The organism is Cohnella yongneupensis (genome assembly GCF_042655785.1).
Taxonomy (GTDB): domain Bacteria; phylum Bacillota; class Bacilli; order Paenibacillales; family Paenibacillaceae; genus Cohnella; species Cohnella yongneupensis.
The window spans coordinates 103,194-120,367 of record NZ_JBHSNC010000024.1; the positions used below are offsets into that span (position 1 = coordinate 103,194).

18 protein-coding genes are annotated in these 17,174 nt (G+C 53.9%); 6 read left to right on the forward strand and 12 right to left on the reverse strand.

What is annotated here, in order from left to right:
- Positions 1-108 precede the first annotated feature (108 nt).
- Positions 109-738, reverse strand: coding sequence for a HEAT repeat domain-containing protein (locus tag ACFPQ4_RS07735; protein WP_378111208.1), 630 nt, complete (start codon positions 736-738; stop codon positions 109-111).
- 21 nt (positions 739-759) lie between these two features.
- Entirely contained in the window at positions 760-2,352 is a 1,593-nt protein-coding gene (locus ACFPQ4_RS07740) for a sensor domain-containing diguanylate cyclase (protein WP_378111209.1), read from the reverse strand.
- A gap of 198 nt (positions 2,353-2,550) precedes the next feature.
- Here ACFPQ4_RS07740 and ACFPQ4_RS07745 point away from each other — a divergent pair, with 198 nt between their 5' ends.
- Genes ACFPQ4_RS07745 through ACFPQ4_RS07755 form a run of 3 tightly spaced genes read left to right on the forward strand, consistent with a single transcriptional unit; the run spans position 2,551 to position 3,682 of the window.
- Positions 2,551-2,784 (forward strand): spore coat associated protein CotJA, encoded by a 234-nt coding sequence (locus ACFPQ4_RS07745; RefSeq protein WP_378111210.1) that lies wholly within the window; start codon positions 2,551-2,553, stop codon positions 2,782-2,784.
- Complete coding sequence (locus tag ACFPQ4_RS07750; protein WP_378111211.1) at positions 2,777-3,100, forward strand: spore coat protein CotJB; 324 nt, start codon at positions 2,777-2,779, stop codon at positions 3,098-3,100. Before ACFPQ4_RS07745 ends, ACFPQ4_RS07750 begins: the two co-directional genes overlap by 8 nt.
- 12 nt (positions 3,101-3,112) lie before the next feature.
- On the forward strand, positions 3,113-3,682 hold the full coding sequence (locus ACFPQ4_RS07755; RefSeq protein WP_378111212.1) for a manganese catalase family protein: 570 nt from the start codon (positions 3,113-3,115) through the stop codon (positions 3,680-3,682).
- 60 nt (positions 3,683-3,742) lie between these two features.
- On the opposite strand, the gene ACFPQ4_RS07760 is transcribed toward ACFPQ4_RS07755, so the two are convergent.
- The 9 genes from ACFPQ4_RS07760 to moaA form a co-directional block, all read right to left on the reverse strand.
- Positions 3,743-4,162, reverse strand: coding sequence for a Fur family transcriptional regulator (locus ACFPQ4_RS07760; RefSeq protein WP_378111391.1), 420 nt, complete (start codon positions 4,160-4,162; stop codon positions 3,743-3,745).
- A gap of 57 nt (positions 4,163-4,219) precedes the next feature.
- A complete protein-coding gene (gene ytvI, locus ACFPQ4_RS07765; protein ID WP_378111213.1) occupies positions 4,220-5,245 on the reverse strand; it encodes a sporulation integral membrane protein YtvI in 1,026 nt (341 codons plus the stop codon).
- Positions 5,246-5,279: 34 nt separating this feature from the next.
- The gene (locus tag ACFPQ4_RS07770) at positions 5,280-6,632 is read right to left on the reverse strand and encodes a hemolysin family protein (RefSeq protein ID WP_378111214.1); all 1,353 of its coding nucleotides are present in this window, start codon (positions 6,630-6,632) and stop codon (positions 5,280-5,282) included.
- A gap of 52 nt (positions 6,633-6,684) precedes the next feature.
- Positions 6,685-7,839 carry a radical SAM/CxCxxxxC motif protein YfkAB gene (gene yfkAB / locus ACFPQ4_RS07775; protein WP_378111215.1) on the reverse strand — a complete coding sequence of 385 codons (1,155 nt, stop codon included), beginning with the start codon at positions 7,837-7,839 and terminating at the stop codon, positions 6,685-6,687.
- Between the two features lie 119 nt (positions 7,840-7,958).
- Positions 7,959-9,074, reverse strand: coding sequence for an HD-GYP domain-containing protein (locus tag ACFPQ4_RS07780; RefSeq protein ID WP_378111216.1), 1,116 nt, complete (start codon positions 9,072-9,074; stop codon positions 7,959-7,961).
- Between the two features lie 114 nt (positions 9,075-9,188).
- Complete coding sequence (locus ACFPQ4_RS07785; protein ID WP_378111217.1) at positions 9,189-10,040, reverse strand: undecaprenyl-diphosphate phosphatase; 852 nt, start codon at positions 10,038-10,040, stop codon at positions 9,189-9,191.
- A 56-nt stretch (positions 10,041-10,096) separates the two neighbouring features.
- Complete coding sequence (locus ACFPQ4_RS07790) at positions 10,097-11,536, reverse strand: bifunctional metallophosphatase/5'-nucleotidase (RefSeq protein WP_378111218.1); 1,440 nt, start codon at positions 11,534-11,536, stop codon at positions 10,097-10,099.
- Positions 11,533-11,991 carry a molybdopterin-binding protein gene (locus tag ACFPQ4_RS07795; protein ID WP_378111219.1) on the reverse strand — a complete coding sequence of 153 codons (459 nt, stop codon included), beginning with the start codon at positions 11,989-11,991 and terminating at the stop codon, positions 11,533-11,535. Before ACFPQ4_RS07795 ends, ACFPQ4_RS07790 begins: the two co-directional genes overlap by 4 nt.
- An 8-nt stretch (positions 11,992-11,999) precedes the next feature.
- The gene (gene moaA / locus ACFPQ4_RS07800; RefSeq protein ID WP_378111392.1) at positions 12,000-13,001 is read right to left on the reverse strand and encodes a GTP 3',8-cyclase MoaA; all 1,002 of its coding nucleotides are present in this window, start codon (positions 12,999-13,001) and stop codon (positions 12,000-12,002) included.
- Between the two features lie 126 nt (positions 13,002-13,127).
- On the opposite strand from moaA, the gene ACFPQ4_RS07805 reads away from it, so the two are divergent.
- The 3 genes from ACFPQ4_RS07805 (at position 13,128) to ACFPQ4_RS07815 (ending at position 16,088) form a co-directional block, all read left to right on the forward strand.
- Positions 13,128-13,868 carry a molybdenum cofactor biosynthesis protein gene (locus ACFPQ4_RS07805; protein WP_378111220.1) on the forward strand — a complete coding sequence of 247 codons (741 nt, stop codon included), beginning with the start codon at positions 13,128-13,130 and terminating at the stop codon, positions 13,866-13,868.
- Between the two features lie 7 nt (positions 13,869-13,875).
- On the forward strand, positions 13,876-14,922 hold the full coding sequence (locus ACFPQ4_RS07810; protein WP_378111221.1) for a ThiF family adenylyltransferase: 1,047 nt from the start codon (positions 13,876-13,878) through the stop codon (positions 14,920-14,922).
- Between the two features lie 122 nt (positions 14,923-15,044).
- A complete protein-coding gene (locus ACFPQ4_RS07815) occupies positions 15,045-16,088 on the forward strand; it encodes an HD-GYP domain-containing protein (RefSeq protein ID WP_378111222.1) in 1,044 nt (347 codons plus the stop codon).
- 41 nt (positions 16,089-16,129) lie between these two features.
- Here the strand turns inward: ACFPQ4_RS07815 and ACFPQ4_RS07820 are convergent, their stop codons facing one another.
- The gene (locus ACFPQ4_RS07820) at positions 16,130-17,119 is read right to left on the reverse strand and encodes a C40 family peptidase (protein ID WP_378111223.1); all 990 of its coding nucleotides are present in this window, start codon (positions 17,117-17,119) and stop codon (positions 16,130-16,132) included.
- Positions 17,120-17,174 lie beyond the last annotated feature (55 nt).

Genomic DNA, 17,174 nt, shown 5'->3' on the forward strand with positions numbered 1-17,174 from the left:
ACGAATGCTGAGATTTACTTCAAGCATATCAAGGCGGCAGGACACTCTCCATGGGACGATATTAAACAAAACAGGCGATTCGCATAGAAATCGGGGTTTATGGTCGTTTTACCTTTTGCCGGCTTTATGGATGACTTTCTCGACCCGCTTGCGCTTGCTGTCTTTCTCTATCTCGATCAATCGACCGAGCAACGCTTCGGAGAAAGCATCCTTATTTCCGGCATGGATGAGCGGGAGCGCATTTTCCGCGTACGTCGGCAATTGGTTCGTCGGACAAACGTTCAGTTGGCCTAGAAGCAGCTCAAAAGCCCGCTCGACGTAAGCGTCGAACGAGCAAAGCTTAATCAAAATCGCCACGGCATGGTCTTTGGCGATAATCGATCCCCGATCCGCTGCAGCCATAATATCAGGTAAAAGAACATACACGTCATCCGGCAACGTCAAGGCGATCGCGTCTATCGCGGTCATCGCTCCCCAGACCAGCCGGTTGTTCTTGTCGTCTAGTAAGAGGGCAAACGCGGATAGATGCCCGGAGATGAGCTTAGGCTCTATCGCGCCGATTTCGTAAAGCACTTTGATGCAATCGCTGCGGATATCTTTGTTCTTGCTTCGCAGATGATCCACAAGCTCCTGCACCGCATCCGAATCGCCTTCGTCCGCGATCGCTTGAGCCAGCGCCACGTTCGGCTCCTCGTCTTTGCGCCCTACCGATGAAGCCAGCTTCCCTATGACGCTCATGCCTCAAAGTCTCCCTCCGCGTTAACTCGACTTCACTTCCAACTCGTTAGCTCCCGCCAAGACGACCCGATTGCGGCCGTATCTTTTAGCTTGGTACAACGCGTCGTCCGCTAATCGGAACAATTGCTCGAACGTACTCGCCATTCCCGGGTAATACGCCACTCCGATCGAGATCGTAACTTTCTCCCCTATCGGACTTGCCGTGTCCATCATGAACTTGCGAACCCGCTCCGCATCCTTCATCGCAACTTCGGCGTTATCGCCCGGGACGAGAACGACGAACTCTTCTCCGCCGAACCGGCAGATGAGGCAATCTTCTCCCAGGTTGTCCCTTAAGGCGTTCGCGAGGAAACGCAAGACTTCGTCGCCTCTATCGTGACCGTACGTATCGTTAACTTTCTTGAAATTGTCCAAGTCCATGATCAAGATCGAGAAAGACATGCCTTGCGAAATATACTGCTTCACGAACTGATCCAACGTTCGCCTATTGTATAGACCGGTAAGCGGGTCGGTCTGCGCCTCGTTGGACAAATGCTCGAATTGATACCGGAAATGCCTTACCGCCCTGCCGAACGCTTTGTGCAGCTCGTTCGCCTCGTTGCTCCATCCGTGGATCTTCGGCAACTGATCCTTGCCGCTGTTCGACGGCGACAACTGGGCAGCGAACTGCGCCAGCTTGGCGAACGGCGAAGCCATCTTGCCTACGATCCAATAAATAACCGCAACGAAGATAAGCAGCGCAGGCAGCATGTAGAGCAACAGCTTCTTGACCAGATCCCGCGCGGAAGCGAGCACCGTATCGTTCGGCGTCTGGGAAGCGATGCCCCATCCCGGCGAGCCGATGTTGGCGTAACTGGCGAGCATGTTAATGCCCTTTGAGTTGACGAAGCGCAGCTTTCCCGTTTTGTTTACCCTGATCGCGTCGACGATCGGGCTGTACGTCACGTTCTCTCCGATCCGGGTTGCGTCCGGATGATAGAGCAGCACGCCCGACATGCTCATCACGTACGCGTAAGAGCCGTCCGCTTGGTAGGGTGCATTTCCGAGTATCGTCTGAAAAATATTCGTCTCGTGTAGCCGTATCGAACCGCCAATGAATCCGAGGTATTCGCCGTTATCGTCGTAGAGCGGCACGCTCACCATTACGATGAGCTTGTTCGTCGTCTTGCTCGTATACGGCTCCGACACGAGCGGACGCCGTTCCTTCAACGCTTGCAGGCTACCTACGGATTCGATCTTCGTCCCGACGTCTTTCTTCAGCACGTTGGAACCTTCCAGGAGCGTGCCGTCGCGATCGATGATGAACACGGCGTTGAAATTCGTGTGGGTTCGCTGGAAGAGGTCGAATCGATCATGAAGATCTGCCCGTTTCAAATCTTTAGCCATATATTGACCGAATACGTTTAGACTGTCGAACATATTGCCGAACAGCCCGTTTACGGTATCCGATATTTTGTTCACGTACACCTGATTCATCTGAAAAGTCGTTCGCGTTAACGATCGCTTCTCGCTCTGATAACCTATGATCGCACTGATCGCCACCGTGACGATTACGCTGATAAGCACGATCGCATTAACAGCGAATCGCAGCGTGAATCCTTTTTGTCCCCACATCCTGTTTGCTCCCTGAACTCAATTCTATATGCCCCTATTCGACAGATGCCGACACTTTCCCTGCAAGCAGACCTAAGATTCCTTTTGCTAACGTTTGGGAACCAGGTCTGAACCATATCCGCAGCCGCATACAATAGCGTTGAATATTTCTCGATTGGCTAGCCTTGTACGCGCCGACCTAGAGGAGGATACAGACCTATGTATGATGCGCAATGGCGTGACTGGAAACCGTACGTAAGCCCGCACGACCCTTGTCCGCCGATTAGGGTGAAATGGTACATCGTGCCGCCGAATCAATTCATCAATTATCAGCCGATGAATTTGCCGCAATTCCCGTTGGAGGAAGCTATGCGAAGAGGAACGTTATGGCCGGCGCTGTATAGTCCCTATACGTCGCGGCGCGCCGTCAAAGGAGGGAAAACGAATGGCTGAACGCCACGAGCGGGACGAACGTACCGAATCGCAGCGGGGCAAGCGGGCGGAACGGAGCGACCGAGGCGACGAAGCGTATTGCGCCGAGCTCGAGGAACTGCAAGTGGTCGACTTCGCCCTCGTGGAGCTTACTTTATATCTGGATACCCATCCGACGGATATGCAAGCCGTGCAGCAATTTAACCAGCTGGCGCAACGTCGGCAACAGCTCGCAAGCGAATTCGAGATGAAACACGGACCGCTTATGCAATACGGACACAGTTATTCCCGATTTCCTTGGCAATGGGTAGATACCCCTTGGCCATGGCAGGTCTAAGGGGGAGCGCGAATGTGGATCTATGAGAAAAAGCTTCAATATCCGGTCAGAGTCAGCAAATGCGACCCCCGGATGGCCAAATATTTGACCGAACAGTACGGCGGTTCGGACGGGGAGCTGGCTGCCGCGATACGATACTTGAATCAACGCTACACGATACCGGATAAAGTGATCGGATTGCTTACGGATATCGGGACCGAAGAGTTCGCTCATTTAGAGATGATCGCTACAATGATCTACAAGCTTACCAAGGATGCCACTCCGGAGCAGTTGGAAGCAGCTGGTCTTGGCGAGCAATTCGTGAATCACGGCGGCGACTTGTTCTATACTAGTGCGGCGGGTGCTCCGTTTACGGCCACCTATATCGCAGCGAAAGGCGATCCGATCGCTAACTTGTACGAGGATATCGCCGCGGAGGAGAAAGCAAGGGCGACGTATCAGTGGCTGATCGACTACACCGACGACGTCGACATCCAAGACAGCTTGAAATTCCTTCGCGAGCGGGAGATCGTCCATTCGCTCCGGTTTAAGGAAGCGGTCGAGATGCTGAAGGCGGACCGCGAGCAGAAGAAGATCTATTGAAGCTTCCGTTTCAAAAAAAAGACCATGCAATCGGCACGAGCCGAAGCATGGTCTTTTTCGTTAGGCGCGATTCGCCTGCTCGGTCAACTGGCAAGTCTCGCAAATGCCGTACACTTCGAAGCGGTGGTTCAAAATGCGGTAGTCTCCGGGCAGCTTCAGTTGCTGCTCCATCGGACAGTATTCGAACGTCAGCGTCTTCTCGCAATTGACGCATATGAGATGGTGATGATGGTGATCGATGCAGCTCCCTTTGAACTTCAGCCCGCCGTCCATGAAGTAAAACTGCTCCAACACGCCCATTTCGCTTAGCATTCTGAGGTTGCGATACACCGTCTCGAAGCTCACGCTCGGGTAAATCCGGCTCATCTCGTCGTAGACGTCCTTCGGCGATAAATAGCCTTCGTTGCTGGAGAAAATATGCGCGAGCGTCTTGCGTTGATCGGTGATCCTCCAGCCGCTTTTGGACATCGCCGCCAGCATTTCCTGCCCCAAGTTAGGATTCGACACGAAGTGAACACTGCCTCTCTGCGGATCTCGTTAAAACTTGATTTTGAATTCGAACAACCCGGCTTTGCGCATCGCCGAGAAGACGATCACGATGATCGGACCGAGGAACACGCCGATTATGCCGACAAGCTCGTACCCGACGTACAAACTGATCAAAGCGGATAGGGAGCCGATGCCGACCGCATCCCCGAGTATTTTCGGCTCGATGATGCGCCTTACGATCGTAATGACGACGAACAGGATCAACAAGCCGATTCCTACATATAAGTCGCCAACGGCCAATTGATAGATCGCCCACGGCACGAGCACCGAGCCCGTTCCGAGCACCGGCAGCACGTCGACGACGACGATGAGCAGCGCGATCGCGAGCGGGTAGCTCGTCCCGATAATAAGCAAGCCGATGAACGATATGATATACGTAACGACGCTTAACAGCAGCTGCGCGCGAAGGAATCCGAATACCGATCTCCGCAGGCTCATCAGCACTTGTTCGACTTGGTCCTTCGACTTGTCTTCGAACAAGTTGAGGAACGAAGCTTTCATCATCGGCAAGCTCAGCGTGAACAAGTAGACGGCCACGAGGTAGACGATGAAGAAGATGAAAAAGTCCGGTATGCCTTTGACGTAGCCGGTCAGCACGTTCGCCACGTTGAGCGCTAGCGAGCTAAGCATACTGGTCAAATTGTCTAGCCAATTTTCCAATTGAGCAGGGGCGGAGCCTCCGCTCGAATAGTTTTGCAAATCTTCCAACGTGTCTTTCAAGTAGGTTTGGGCATTGTCGAGAATGTCCGGCGTCGTCTTAAGAAAGTTGGCGAATTCGTTCACGAGCTTGATCCCGATCAACGCCAGCATGCCGAGCAAGCCGACGGTAAAGATCGTGCTGGAGATCGTCGAAGCGGCGAGCCGGTTCATCTTCGCCTTATTCATGAGCACGCCGGTTAACGGCTCTAGGAAAATAGCGGTGACGAGCGCGAGCAAGAAAGGCGAACCCACCGTAAATAATAGATACAAAAAGATTACCGAAGTGCCTAATAAAATAATCGTTCGCATCGGCATAGCCGATCCCTCGCTTCCCGGCGCTCGCGCTCGGTTAATCCTTCTCCACGGCTTGTCCCGCCGAATCGACCTCTACTTTCGGCGTCGCGCGATAAATATGGACCCTTACGACGCGTAGCCTTTCGGTTTGCGCAATTTCGAAGGTGAAGCCTTGATAGTTCACCTTTTGCGCTTTGGCGATATTGCCTTCCAAGTGATTGAACATCCAGCCGCCGATCGAATCGACTTCTTCATCCTCGATGGACAGACCTAGCAAATCATTCACGTCTTCTATGAGCATACGCCCGTCCACGGAAGTTAATTCCCCTTTGACGACGACGCTCGGAAGCTCGTCGTCGAATTCGTCGTGAATTTCCCCGACGATTTCTTCCATGATCGTCTCCGCGGTCAACATCCCCGCCGTACCGCCGTATTCGTCGATGACGATGGCGAGCTGGGACTTTTTCCGTTGCATCAGCTTAAGCACTTTGCTGATTTCCATAGACTCGGGCACGCTTAAAATCGGTCTCAGCAGCTTCTTCAGATCATGGTCCTGATCGGGAGCCGCCATAAGCAAGTCCGTAATATGTACGAAGCCGATAATTTGATCTTTGTCCTCGAAGCCGACGGGATAGCGCGTATGCTTCGTCGCGTATACGAGCTTCATGTTATCGGCGAACGACTGATTGTCGAAGAGGCAGTCCATGTCCGTGCGAGGCAGCATAACTTCGCGCGCGACGCGATCCGCGAATTCGAACACGTTGTCGAACAGCGTCATCTCGTCTTTGTCGATGATGCCCGTCTTGGCGCTTTGATTCATTAGGATGCGGATTTCTTCTTCCGTGTGGGCCGCGTCGTGCTCGCTGGCCGGCGCTACTCCGAAAAGCCTCAGCAGACGATTCGCGGTGCCGTTGAGAAACCAGATTACCGGCAAGAACACCCGGTAAAACATTAATAGCGGCCACGAAAGCCATAGGGATACGCCGACGGACCGTTGAATGGCGAGCGACTTCGGCGCCAATTCGCCGAGTACGATATGCAAGAAAGTGATAACACAGAACGCGATGGTGAACGAGATCGGATGAATGACGCCCGGATCCGTCACGCCGAAGCCGTGCAAGATCGGCTCGATGATCAGATCGGCGACAGCCGGTTCCCCTACCCAGCCTAGTCCAAGCGAAGCCAACGTAATGCCCAACTGGGTCGCCGATAAATAAGCGTCCAGCTTTCTGTTGACCTTAAGCGCGTATTTCGCGCGCGTGTTGCCTTCGTTGCTTAGCTGCGTCAGCCTAGTTTGCCGTACCTTTACTAGGGCGAATTCGGACGCGACGAAAAATCCGTTCAACAACACAAGAATTAGGACGAGCAGTAAATTCCAAAAAATCGATCCCCATTGTAACTCTTCCAACTTGATTCCAACTCCTCATATGCGTACCGTCCGCTAACGGACGAGATGATGATCAAGGAATGGCGCGCCTGTTCATGAAATCTGCACCTTTGTAATACATATCGTTAACAAGCAGATTCGGACCGCAGCAGCTCGCTTCCGGGCAATGGCAGTTGATCGCCCGTTGCATCGGGTGATTTTGCCAGCGGTCGAACACGTCGTCCAGCCGTTCCTTGCTCACGTTACCGAATGGCGGAATCGCCGCGAAATCCGTCACGTAGACGTCTCCGCTGAACAGATTCACGTTAACCCGATTACGTCCGTCCGGATCATTGCGGACGGTAACGTTAGGTTCTGCCATTAGCCGCTTCACTAATCCTCGCTCTTCCGGACTTTCGCTGCAAGCGAAAAACGGCAGCGTTCCGAACAGCATCCATACGTCCGGATTACGGTGGTCGAGCAATGCCTCCACGGAAGCTCTCATCTGATCCCGCGTAATCGCCGGCAGTCCGGATGCGAAGGAACTCGGGTACATCGGGTGAACTTCGTGGCGTTTGCAGCCCATCTCGACGATCAAATCGTGAATGTCGGTTATTTTATTATACGTACGATAGTTGATCATGGATTCAGCCGATACGAATAAACCGCCTTCGGACAATCTGCGCGCGTTATTTATCATACGCTCGTACAGCTTAGCGGTCGTATCCGGCCGTACGTTGCGGCCCGACTTGGCGAAGCCGACCTCATGGAAATCTTGCGCTCTCGTATAATTGAACGAAATGTGCATGACATCCAAGTAAGGGGCGATCAATTCGTATCGCTCGTAATCTAACGTTACGTTGGAATTCAATTGCGACCGGATCCCGCGTTCTCTCGCATATTTCAATAAAGGCAGCAAAATTTCTTTTACCGTTTCCATGCGAAAAGTCGGTTCGCCGCCCGTCAAGCTGATCGTCTCCAAGTGCTCGACTTCGTCCAGCCTGCGGAAAATAACGTCCAGCGGTATATGCGGCGCTTCCGTCATCGTCAAGCTATCTCCTACCGCGCAATGCTCGCATCTCATGTTGCAAAGGTGGGTGACCGTGAATTCGACGCTCGTCAGCATATGGCGACCATGACTGCTAAGCGAACGGATAGGATCCCACGGATCGTATGCGGGCGAGAGAGGCTTCCAATCCGATGGCGGTGAGAACGGTGCCGCTACGGACGGATAGGTATAACCTGGCATGTTAAATAGCTCCTGTCTACTGTGTTGATACTAATATTGTAATGGTCGGAAGGCTAATAATGCAAACCGACTTTCCCAAGAACGGCTTGAGCCGCAAGGGAAAGTCGGTTATCGTTCGCCTATGCGGGCAAGGAGTCGCTTTCGACTCCGCCCAGTTCGATCTTGACGATCATAATGTTCAGATGCTTCGACAAATCCATGTCGAACGGGACGGACAGGTCCATGCCGTATTCGTCGGTAATGACCCGAACGATCGGCCGGTGCGCCGCCGCGGAGTTTATATCAACGACGACCGCTCGTTGCCCGGTGTTCAGCTTCACCGTGATGCCGATCGGATAGATGGCGACTTTGTCGCGGAACAGCTTCAACATCTCCGTATCGTATAACGTTTCGCTTCCCGTATACAGCACTTCGACCGCCTGATGCGGCAGCATGGCATCCTTATAGATGCGATGGCTGGTCATGGCGTCGTAAGAGTCCACGATACCGATGAGCTTCGCGTAATCGTGGATTTCGTCGCCCTTCAATCCGCGCGGATATCCGCTTCCGTTCAACCGCTCGTGATGCTGATAGGCGCAATGCGCGGCGAGCAACGGGATGTTCGGTTCGTCCTTGAGCAAATAATAGCCCCGCTCCGTGTGCCGTTTAATCTCCTCGTAATCGTTCTTGGACAGCGCGCCGGGCTTCAACAGCACTTGCATCGAAATTTGCGTCTTGCCGACGTCATGCAGCATGGCGCCAAGTCCGAGCGTCATCAGTTGCTCTTTGTTGTATCCGTTCGCCATGCCAAGCAAAGTCGTATACACGCATACGTTCAAAGAGTGCGTGAACAAGTAATGATCGACCGTGTGCAAATTCATCAGCATGATCATCGCGTCGTTATTCCCGCTCAGCTCGTCCATGATGAGGTTCATCGATTGCCGAATAGCTCGTCCGACATAAGGGTACGTAACCGATTTGCGTCTCGACGGTTGATCGACGTATTCGCGAAACGCCAACCGGATCGATTGCATCGCTTGCCGCTGCGTCTCCTCGGAGATCAATTCCGGAATCGTAACGTCTTCCGTGCGGGAGTCATGGATATACAAAAAATAAATGCCGGTATTGCTCAATCTGCGAATCAAGGCAGACGTTAATTCGACATTTTCCGCAAGTAATACGATGCCATCGTCGGAATAAATTTTTTTGGCCAATTTCATTCCCGGCCTGCATAACGAAATCGGCACCATGCGCATTCGTAATTAGTCCCCCTTTGCCTCGAAGTTTTGTCTAATGTGAATGTAAGATATTTCCGAGCGCAAGACAAGGGTTATTCATAAATTATACGACACTTTTCGTCAAAATTCGTCTTATCGCAAAATGAACCAATAGAACAGCGCCGCAACGAGGAATCTATACCAAGCGAAATAACGAAGCTTGATTTTTTGCAGCAGCTTCAAAAATGCGACGACGACGAGCCAGGCTACGACGAACGAAACGATGAATCCGGTTGCCAAGAAACTAACGTCGATCGCGCCGGAACGGAATTGATCGATGTTGGAGACGAGCTCGTAACCCGTAGCGACCGTCATGATCGGAATCGCGACGAAGAAGGAGAAATCCGCCGACGCCCGATAGCTGAGTCCCGTCAGCATGCCTGCGGCCATCGTGGAGCCCGACCGCGAGAAGCCCGGCCACAGCGCGGACACGCATTGGACTAGCCCGATAATAAATGCCTGCTTGTACGTTATCTCATCCATCGTCTCCGACGTTCTTGCAATGCGGCCCGAATCGTAAAGCGCTTCGGATATCCACATATATATACCGCCAACGACAAGCGCCCATAAGACCGGCGTCGTGTTGAACGCATCTTCTTTTACGTAATCCCGCAACAAGAAGGCGGCTCCCATGGGAGGAACGATCGCGAGGGCGACATGCATCATGTTCAAACGGCGTTTCGGGAAGGAATCAACGTTCAAGCCTCTCACCGCTTCGTTGCGGCCGACGCCGAATACTTGCAAAATCTTGTTCCGATACACGAGCGCGATCGCTAAAATCGCGGCGAATTGAATAATGATTTCGAACGTCTTCAGCTCTTCGGGCGCGATGTCGTAACCGAGCAATTTGTTAGTCAAAATCATGTGACCCGTGGAAGATACGGGCAAAAACTCGGTCAAGCCTTCAACGATTCCCAAAATAATCGAGTCAAACCAGTGCAGCATGTTGCCGTGTCACTCCTCATAAATAAAGTTGCTTATTGTGCTGAGAATGTATGTAGTTATACTCGCCTCACTTGACGCCTTCTCGGCCTGCCGCAATCCAGGACGAGCCGTTCGTCGTTGAGCGCGGACGCAAGCGTGTCGCGAATGAATTCCGGCAAAAAGTACCGGACGTCCGTGCCCTCCTTCAGGCCGACGTAGCCGACTCCGAAAGTGAACATGTCGAGCGTGCCCACGTCGTAAATCCGATCGGCTTGCAATGGTTCTCCGTCCACGATGACTTGAGCGACGCGATGATATGGAAGCTGCGTCTCGTCGATCAGCCATTCGATGCCGTCCACGCACAACGTTCCCAGCACTTTGCCCCGGAAGCCGAAGCCGCGGATTTCAAGCTCGTAAAATTCCGGCATCAAGCTTTCCTCCAACGCCCTGACGATTTGCTTGCCGCTTATCTTGATGGCGCACGGGTTGATCGGCGAAGGGCAGAGCGAGTGAATCATTAGCTCCGTTACGATGCCCGCAGGAAGTCCTTCGAGCAGCTGGCCGGCGTTAACGAGTCCGATCTGCGTTCCCGTCGCGCGCCTCACGGCGCTTGCGAGAAGCGTCGCGAGCGGCGACTCCTCGTGCGGCCGCAGCGCGAGCGGCTCGGACAAATCGGCGATCGGCCGGTTCATTCGCTCTCGCGCCTCCGCGCAATATTCGGCTACGATCCGATCCGCATCCGGACTTCTCGCGAATTCGTCCGTCGGCAAGCATCCTCCGGCTACCGAAATCTTGTCCGCCCCGTGATGCCAAGTTATTTCGAGATGACCTATGTATTGCCCGAACTTACCCGCGGCGCAAATCGTAGTCCCGTCGATCTCGATAGGCTTCTCGATCAGATGATGCGTATGCCCGCCGAGGATAACGTCGATCCCGTCTACTTGCGCTGCTAATCGTTCATCGAACTTCAGACCGAGATGCGACAGCACGATCAGCACGTCCACGTTAGGACGCAGCTCGTCGACGCGCGCTTGCGCGATGGAGATCGGCTCGAGCGCTTCCCATCCGAGCAAGCGGTAATAGTCGTTGAATACGGCCGTCAATCCGATAACTCCGATACGAAGGCCCGATTTCTCGGTTGTCCATGTCGGAATCATCCAAGACGGCGGTTGTCCAGTAAGTTGACGAATCATGTTCGCGCACACGACGGGAATGCCGAAGTTGTCATACAGCGCGTCGAGTTGCTCGGAAGTATAGGTCAAGCCCTCGTTATTGCCGATCAGCACGGCGTCGTAACCGATCTGCTCTAGCAGTTCGCGGTTAACGAACCCTTGCGTTCCTTCCGTCTCCAAGCTGACCCGGTCCAGAAAATCCCCGCAATCGAGCAGCAGCAGCCGTTCCGCTCCGACGCTTCGTCTAACGTCCGCGACATAGGCGGCGATGCGCGAAGCGGCATCGAAGTGGCTATGAATATCGTTCGTGTGAAGCAACGTAACCGTGATGTCGCGATCGTTCATCGAACCCTCCTAGGCACATGCCGATGTCCGTAGCCCGCTTCGTCGCCCAGCGAATCATCGGCGGCGAGCACGACCGACACGACGCTCTTGACGTTCAGGCAAGCGCTCGTGCCGTCCGGCACGTAAAGTCTTAGCGGTCCGCCTTTCGTTAAAGGCATCCCGTCGATCGCGAATTGGAATAAAGCACCCTTTAGCTGCGATTTCGGCACGACCGCCTCGAAACCGTCCGCGGCGCGCACGAGCAAATGCGTCGGTTCGGGAGCCGGATTGACAGTACCCTCTTGATCCCTTGCCGCGGCAGTATACCATGCCATCAAATCGAACGCTTCGCCGGGTACGCCCGGCACGCGAGTCGACACGGCGAACGTTGTTCCGGCCAAGTTGCGCATATCGAGCGGATTCGTATCGGTCTGGCGGCCATCGGTGAAAGTGACACTAATAAGTTCGGACGACATCTTCTCTCCTAACCGCCGATTTGCGACATACGCCGTTCCGTCGGCACGTGGCTAAGTTTCTCTCCGGCCAACAAAGCGGCCATTTCATGGTTTTCCGGCTTAATGTCCATCGCTCTGAGGAACAATCGATCCATCGCTTCTCCGGAGCCGAGCGCCTGTCTGACGTTCAATTCGTCCATCCAATAAAGGCAAGGCTTGATGTTGCCGTCCGCCGTTAACCGGAGCCGATTGCAGTTTTTGCAAAATTGATCGCTGATCGGATGGATGAGCCCGAACGTGCCCGCTCCGCCTTCGATCCGCCAATTTTCCGACGGTCCGCTGCCCTTCGGTCCTTCATCGTGCCGTAGCGAGAAACCAAGCTTCTCCGCTTCTTCCAGCACTCTGCTCAAAGGCAAGTAATGATTGCGCCAGTTCTCGTCGTCGTGGCCGATCGGCATGTATTCGATAAACCGAACGTGCAGCGGCTGTTCCTGCGACAGCTTAAGGAACTTGCCGATCTCGTCTTCGTTCACGCCCTTAAGAAGGACGCAGTTCAACTTGATCGGCGTCAATCCCGCTTCGGCTGCCGCCTCGACGCCTTCGAACACCTTATTAAGATCGCCTCTGCGGGCGATAAATTTGAATCGTGTCGCATCTAACGTATCCAAGCTGATGTTTACGCGCTTTAGTCCGGCTTCTTTTAGCTTTCGAGCCTGCGGCGCGAGCAACAAGCCGTTCGTGGTCAGCGATATATCGTCTACGCCCGGCAACGCGGACAGTCCCGCGATCAATTCGTCCAATCCCGGCCTGACCAGCGGTTCGCCGCCCGTTATGCGGAATTTGCGGATACCCATTCGCACGGCGGACTCCGCGACTTCCAAAATGTGCGCGTAGCTGAGCAGTTTATCTTGATCCATGAACACCATGCCTTCTTCGGGCATGCAATAGAGACAACGAAGGTTGCACCGGTCCGTGACGGATATACGCAAATACGTATGCTTTCTCCCAAACCGATCGATCAATGCAGGCATCTCGACCACCTCTAATCCCCCCTCGAATAGGCAGTTGCAGTATGCCTATAGCATAACATTTTCGAGGTCGATATGATATGCTTGGATGTAGCATTGTCACTGTTAACGGAAGGAAGTATGACATAGATGACACAACTTTGGTCGATCGCGTTGTTCGCGGGAATCGCCGATCGTTTCGGCGCTCGCGTCCTGCGCCCGGATTGGGACGAGTCCCATCTCAGCGTCGAAGAAATCAAACGGCGCCTCATGGCGCAATATGCCGACCATGCCGACTTGATCTCCCTATGCTTCATCGCGCGTAACCGCGCGTACGCAAGCGATGATACTACGGTCGGAGCGACCGACGAATTGGCGTTGCTGCCTCCCGTCTCCGGAGGAAGCGACCAAGAAGATACGGAGCGATCCTCTATTAGGAACCGGTTCATCGTTACGGAGCATGTGATAGACGTGGGCGAAGTTGCCGAGCGGGTTTACCACCCGGACCATGGCGCGACGATAGCTTTCGTCGGCACGACGCGGGAGTGGACGCACGGAAAGCGCACGTTGACGCTCGAATACGAAGCCTACGTCCCGATGGCGGAGTCGGCGATGGCGCAAATCGGCGACGAGATCGGCGGTCGTTGGCCGGGAACGCTGACGGCGATTACGCACCGGATCGGCACGGTAGGCGTCAAGGAAATCAGCGTGGTCATCGCGGTATCGTCCCCGCATCGCGCGGACGCTTACGAGGCAAGCCGATATGCGATCGAACGGCTGAAACAGCAAGTACCGATCTGGAAGAAGGAAATATACGAAGACGGCACCGAGTGGAAAGGCCATCAACTCGGTCCTTGGAATCCGCTCGCCGAGCTTGAGGAACGGAGGTAATCGTCCGATGCAGCCTTTGCTTCCGCCGGAGCAACGTTATGCCCGGCAAATCCGGTATCCTGCGATAGGCCCGGAAGGACAACGCAGACTCGGTCAGGCGCGCGTCGCCATCGTCGGCGTCGGCGCTCTCGGCTCCGTAACCGCGAATCACTTGGCCCGCGCGGGCGTCGGCACGCTGACGTTGATCGATCGCGACGTCGTTGACTTAAGCAATTTGCAGCGCCAAATGCTATATGACGAAGCCGACGCGCTGGAAGGCAAGCCGAAAGCCGCTGCCGCCGCCGCGCGTCTTGCCTCGATCAATCGCGATATCCGGATCGATGCCCGCATCGCCCACCTTTCCTCGAACAACGCGGAGATGCTGCTGCAAGAAGCCGATCTCATCGTTGATGGCAGCGACAACTTCTCCGTGCGTTATCTTATTAACGAAGTCAGCGCGAAGCATGGCATCCCTTGGATTTATGCCGGCGCGGTCGGCAGCTCGGGCATGACGATGACCGTGCTTCCCGGCCAAACGCCATGCTTGGCTTGCCTGTTTCCCGAACCTCCCGCGGGAGGTTCTCTCGATACGTGCGAGACGGCCGGCGTGCTGGCTCCTATTATCGATACGATCGCATCGATTCAAGCGATGGAAGCGATTAAGCTGCTCAGCGGCAACTCCCACGCGTTGCATGGCGCTTTGTTGCAAATCGATCTATGGCATTCGGAATGGCAATCGCTATCGGTTCGCGATGCGCGGAGAGCAGGCTGCCCCGTCTGCGGACAATTGCGTTTCGAAGCGTTGGACGGTACGCGCGAAGAAGCGCTGGCCGTCTCGCTCTGCGGCAGAAATACGATCCAGATCAACCCTACGCAGCCGCTGGCGTACTCCTTGGAACGGCTAGCCGCCAGATGGGAGAGCTTGGGCACCGTCGAACATAACGCCTATCTCGTCAAGCTAACTCGCGATCATATGCCTTCATTCGTTTTATTCGCCGACGGACGGGCGCTTATCATGGGAACCGACGACGATACGCTCGCGCGGCGAATGTATACCGATTTGCTCGGCGAATGATTTTTTTAAAAATGAGAGGTCTCTAATCCTATTGCCAGAAAACGCTTAACTTGGTAGCATAGAGACGAACATACATTTTGACGAACGGACTCAAATAATCGAATTTCCTGTCGAGGTGCGACATGAGGGTACATATTACCGACGTACGGTCCGGTGATCGGCTTACGGAAGATATATTCAATTCTTTTGGGTTACACGTCCTCTCCAAGGGCGCAACCCTCAACGAAAGAGAGCTATCCCGTCTATACCAACACCAAGTCGATTTCGTAGAAATCGAACCTAGAGCCGGAATGAACGCGTCGCCAGAGCCTGCTCTGTACAACCCCTTGTTACGTCCGCTTTATCACGATGCGGTCGCGGGAGCGGAGCAGTTATTCGAGCGCGCGCTTACGGAAGGCAAAATCTACGAGGAAGATATCAAGGAAAGCTTCCAGCCGCTCGTAGATAACATCAAGGTTGAACGCGACGTCGTATCCTTGCTGCTCATGCTTAACAGCCAAGACGATTACACATACCAGCACTCCGTTCAAGTCGGCATGCTAAGCTACTACATCGCCCGCTGGATCGGCTGGAGCGAAGAAGATACGGTGCGGGCGGGTAAAGCCGGATTCCTCCACGACGTCGGCAAATGCAAAATATCCGAAGCGATCCTGAACAAACCCGACAGACTGACGAACGAAGAGTTCAGCGAAGTGAAAAACCACGCGAAGTACGGGTACGATATTCTGAAGACGTCGATCGACGACGCCGGCATCGCCCTCGCGGCGTTGCAGCATCACGAACGGATGGACGGCTCGGGTTATCCGCTCGGACTTACGAAAGATAATATCCACCCTCTCGCGAGGATCGTCGCGGTAGCGGATGTCTATAGCGCGATGATCTCCTCGCGCGTCTACAGCGACAAGCGCGACCTGCTTATCGTACTGAAGGAACTGCACGAGCTTAGCTTCTCCGCGCTGGACCCGGATATCACGCATACGTTCATCCGTCACATGGTTCCGAACTTCATCGGCAAGAAAGTCGAATTAATTAGCGGCGAGTTCGGTACGATCGTCATGACGAACACTTCGGATTACTTCAGACCGCTTATCCAATTGGATGATTCGGAAATATTCATCGATTTGTCTTCCCAGAGAACTTATGACATTAAACATATTTTTATGTGACGAACAAGGGCAGCGCCGATAACGGTCGCTGCCCTTTCGTTTTAGAAATTCCGTTTGGCGAACATGAACGTATCTTGCCAATAGGGCTTGTTGATATCGGTAATTTGCACGCCGTCTTTCGGTTTAGGGCATGAATGGATCATTTTACCGTCGCCGTAGTAGATACCGACATGACCGACGGTTTCTTTGGTTTTAAACCGACCGGGAACGAAGAAAAACAGCAAGTCGCCCTTTTTCAGACTATCGCGGTCGATTTGCTTCCCTTCCTTCGCTTGTTGTCTAGCCAGCCGCGGCATATCGTACCCGAAATGGCCGTATACGTGCTGCACGAAGGTCGAGCAATCGAACGTTCCGGATTTGGAGTAGGGTTCCGCACCGAAATCGTATTTGATGCCCAAATATTTTTCGGCGTAATCGATCATATCGTCCCTGTCGGAATTGGAGTTGATCGACAACGCGCGAGGTCCCCCCGCTGGAGGCTTCACCTTCATCGGCGCGGACAAAGGATCGTCCTTGAACGCTAAGTCATGGCCGGCCAAACTCCTTGTTTTCATCGTCGGACGCGGGAAAAACGCCACCCGCTTGGATTCAACGGCAAAGTCTGTCACGCTTCCGAACAGCGGCTTTAAGCCGGTGACGGGCACGTAAAGCTTGTTGCCTTCTTTGACTGCGGGAGCCGGCATCTTAATGTTTTGATCCGCGTGCTTGACTTGGCTTTCTCCCGTACGGAATAACCAGGACGGATCGGTATCTCCGACGCCGAAGCTGCCGCTTCGCAGCCATTTCCCGTGATACCCGATCGCTTTCGTCAGGTCCTCAAGAGCCACGTAATCGGTATGGTCGATCGTCTTGATCGGTACGATGCTATCCTCTTCCGTCAGCTTCGCAGGCGAGCCATCGTTCGATTGCACTTTTACAGGGCCGGAATAAGGTTTCAAATCCCGCGTTTTTACCGTATTGTCCGGATTGGACGCGCAACCCGATAGCAATGCCGCCAAAGCCGCTATCGTTAACAACTTTCTGGTTCCCATTCGGTGATCGTCGCCTCCCTAATCGTTGCATGCTCCATTAGGATGACGCTCGGCA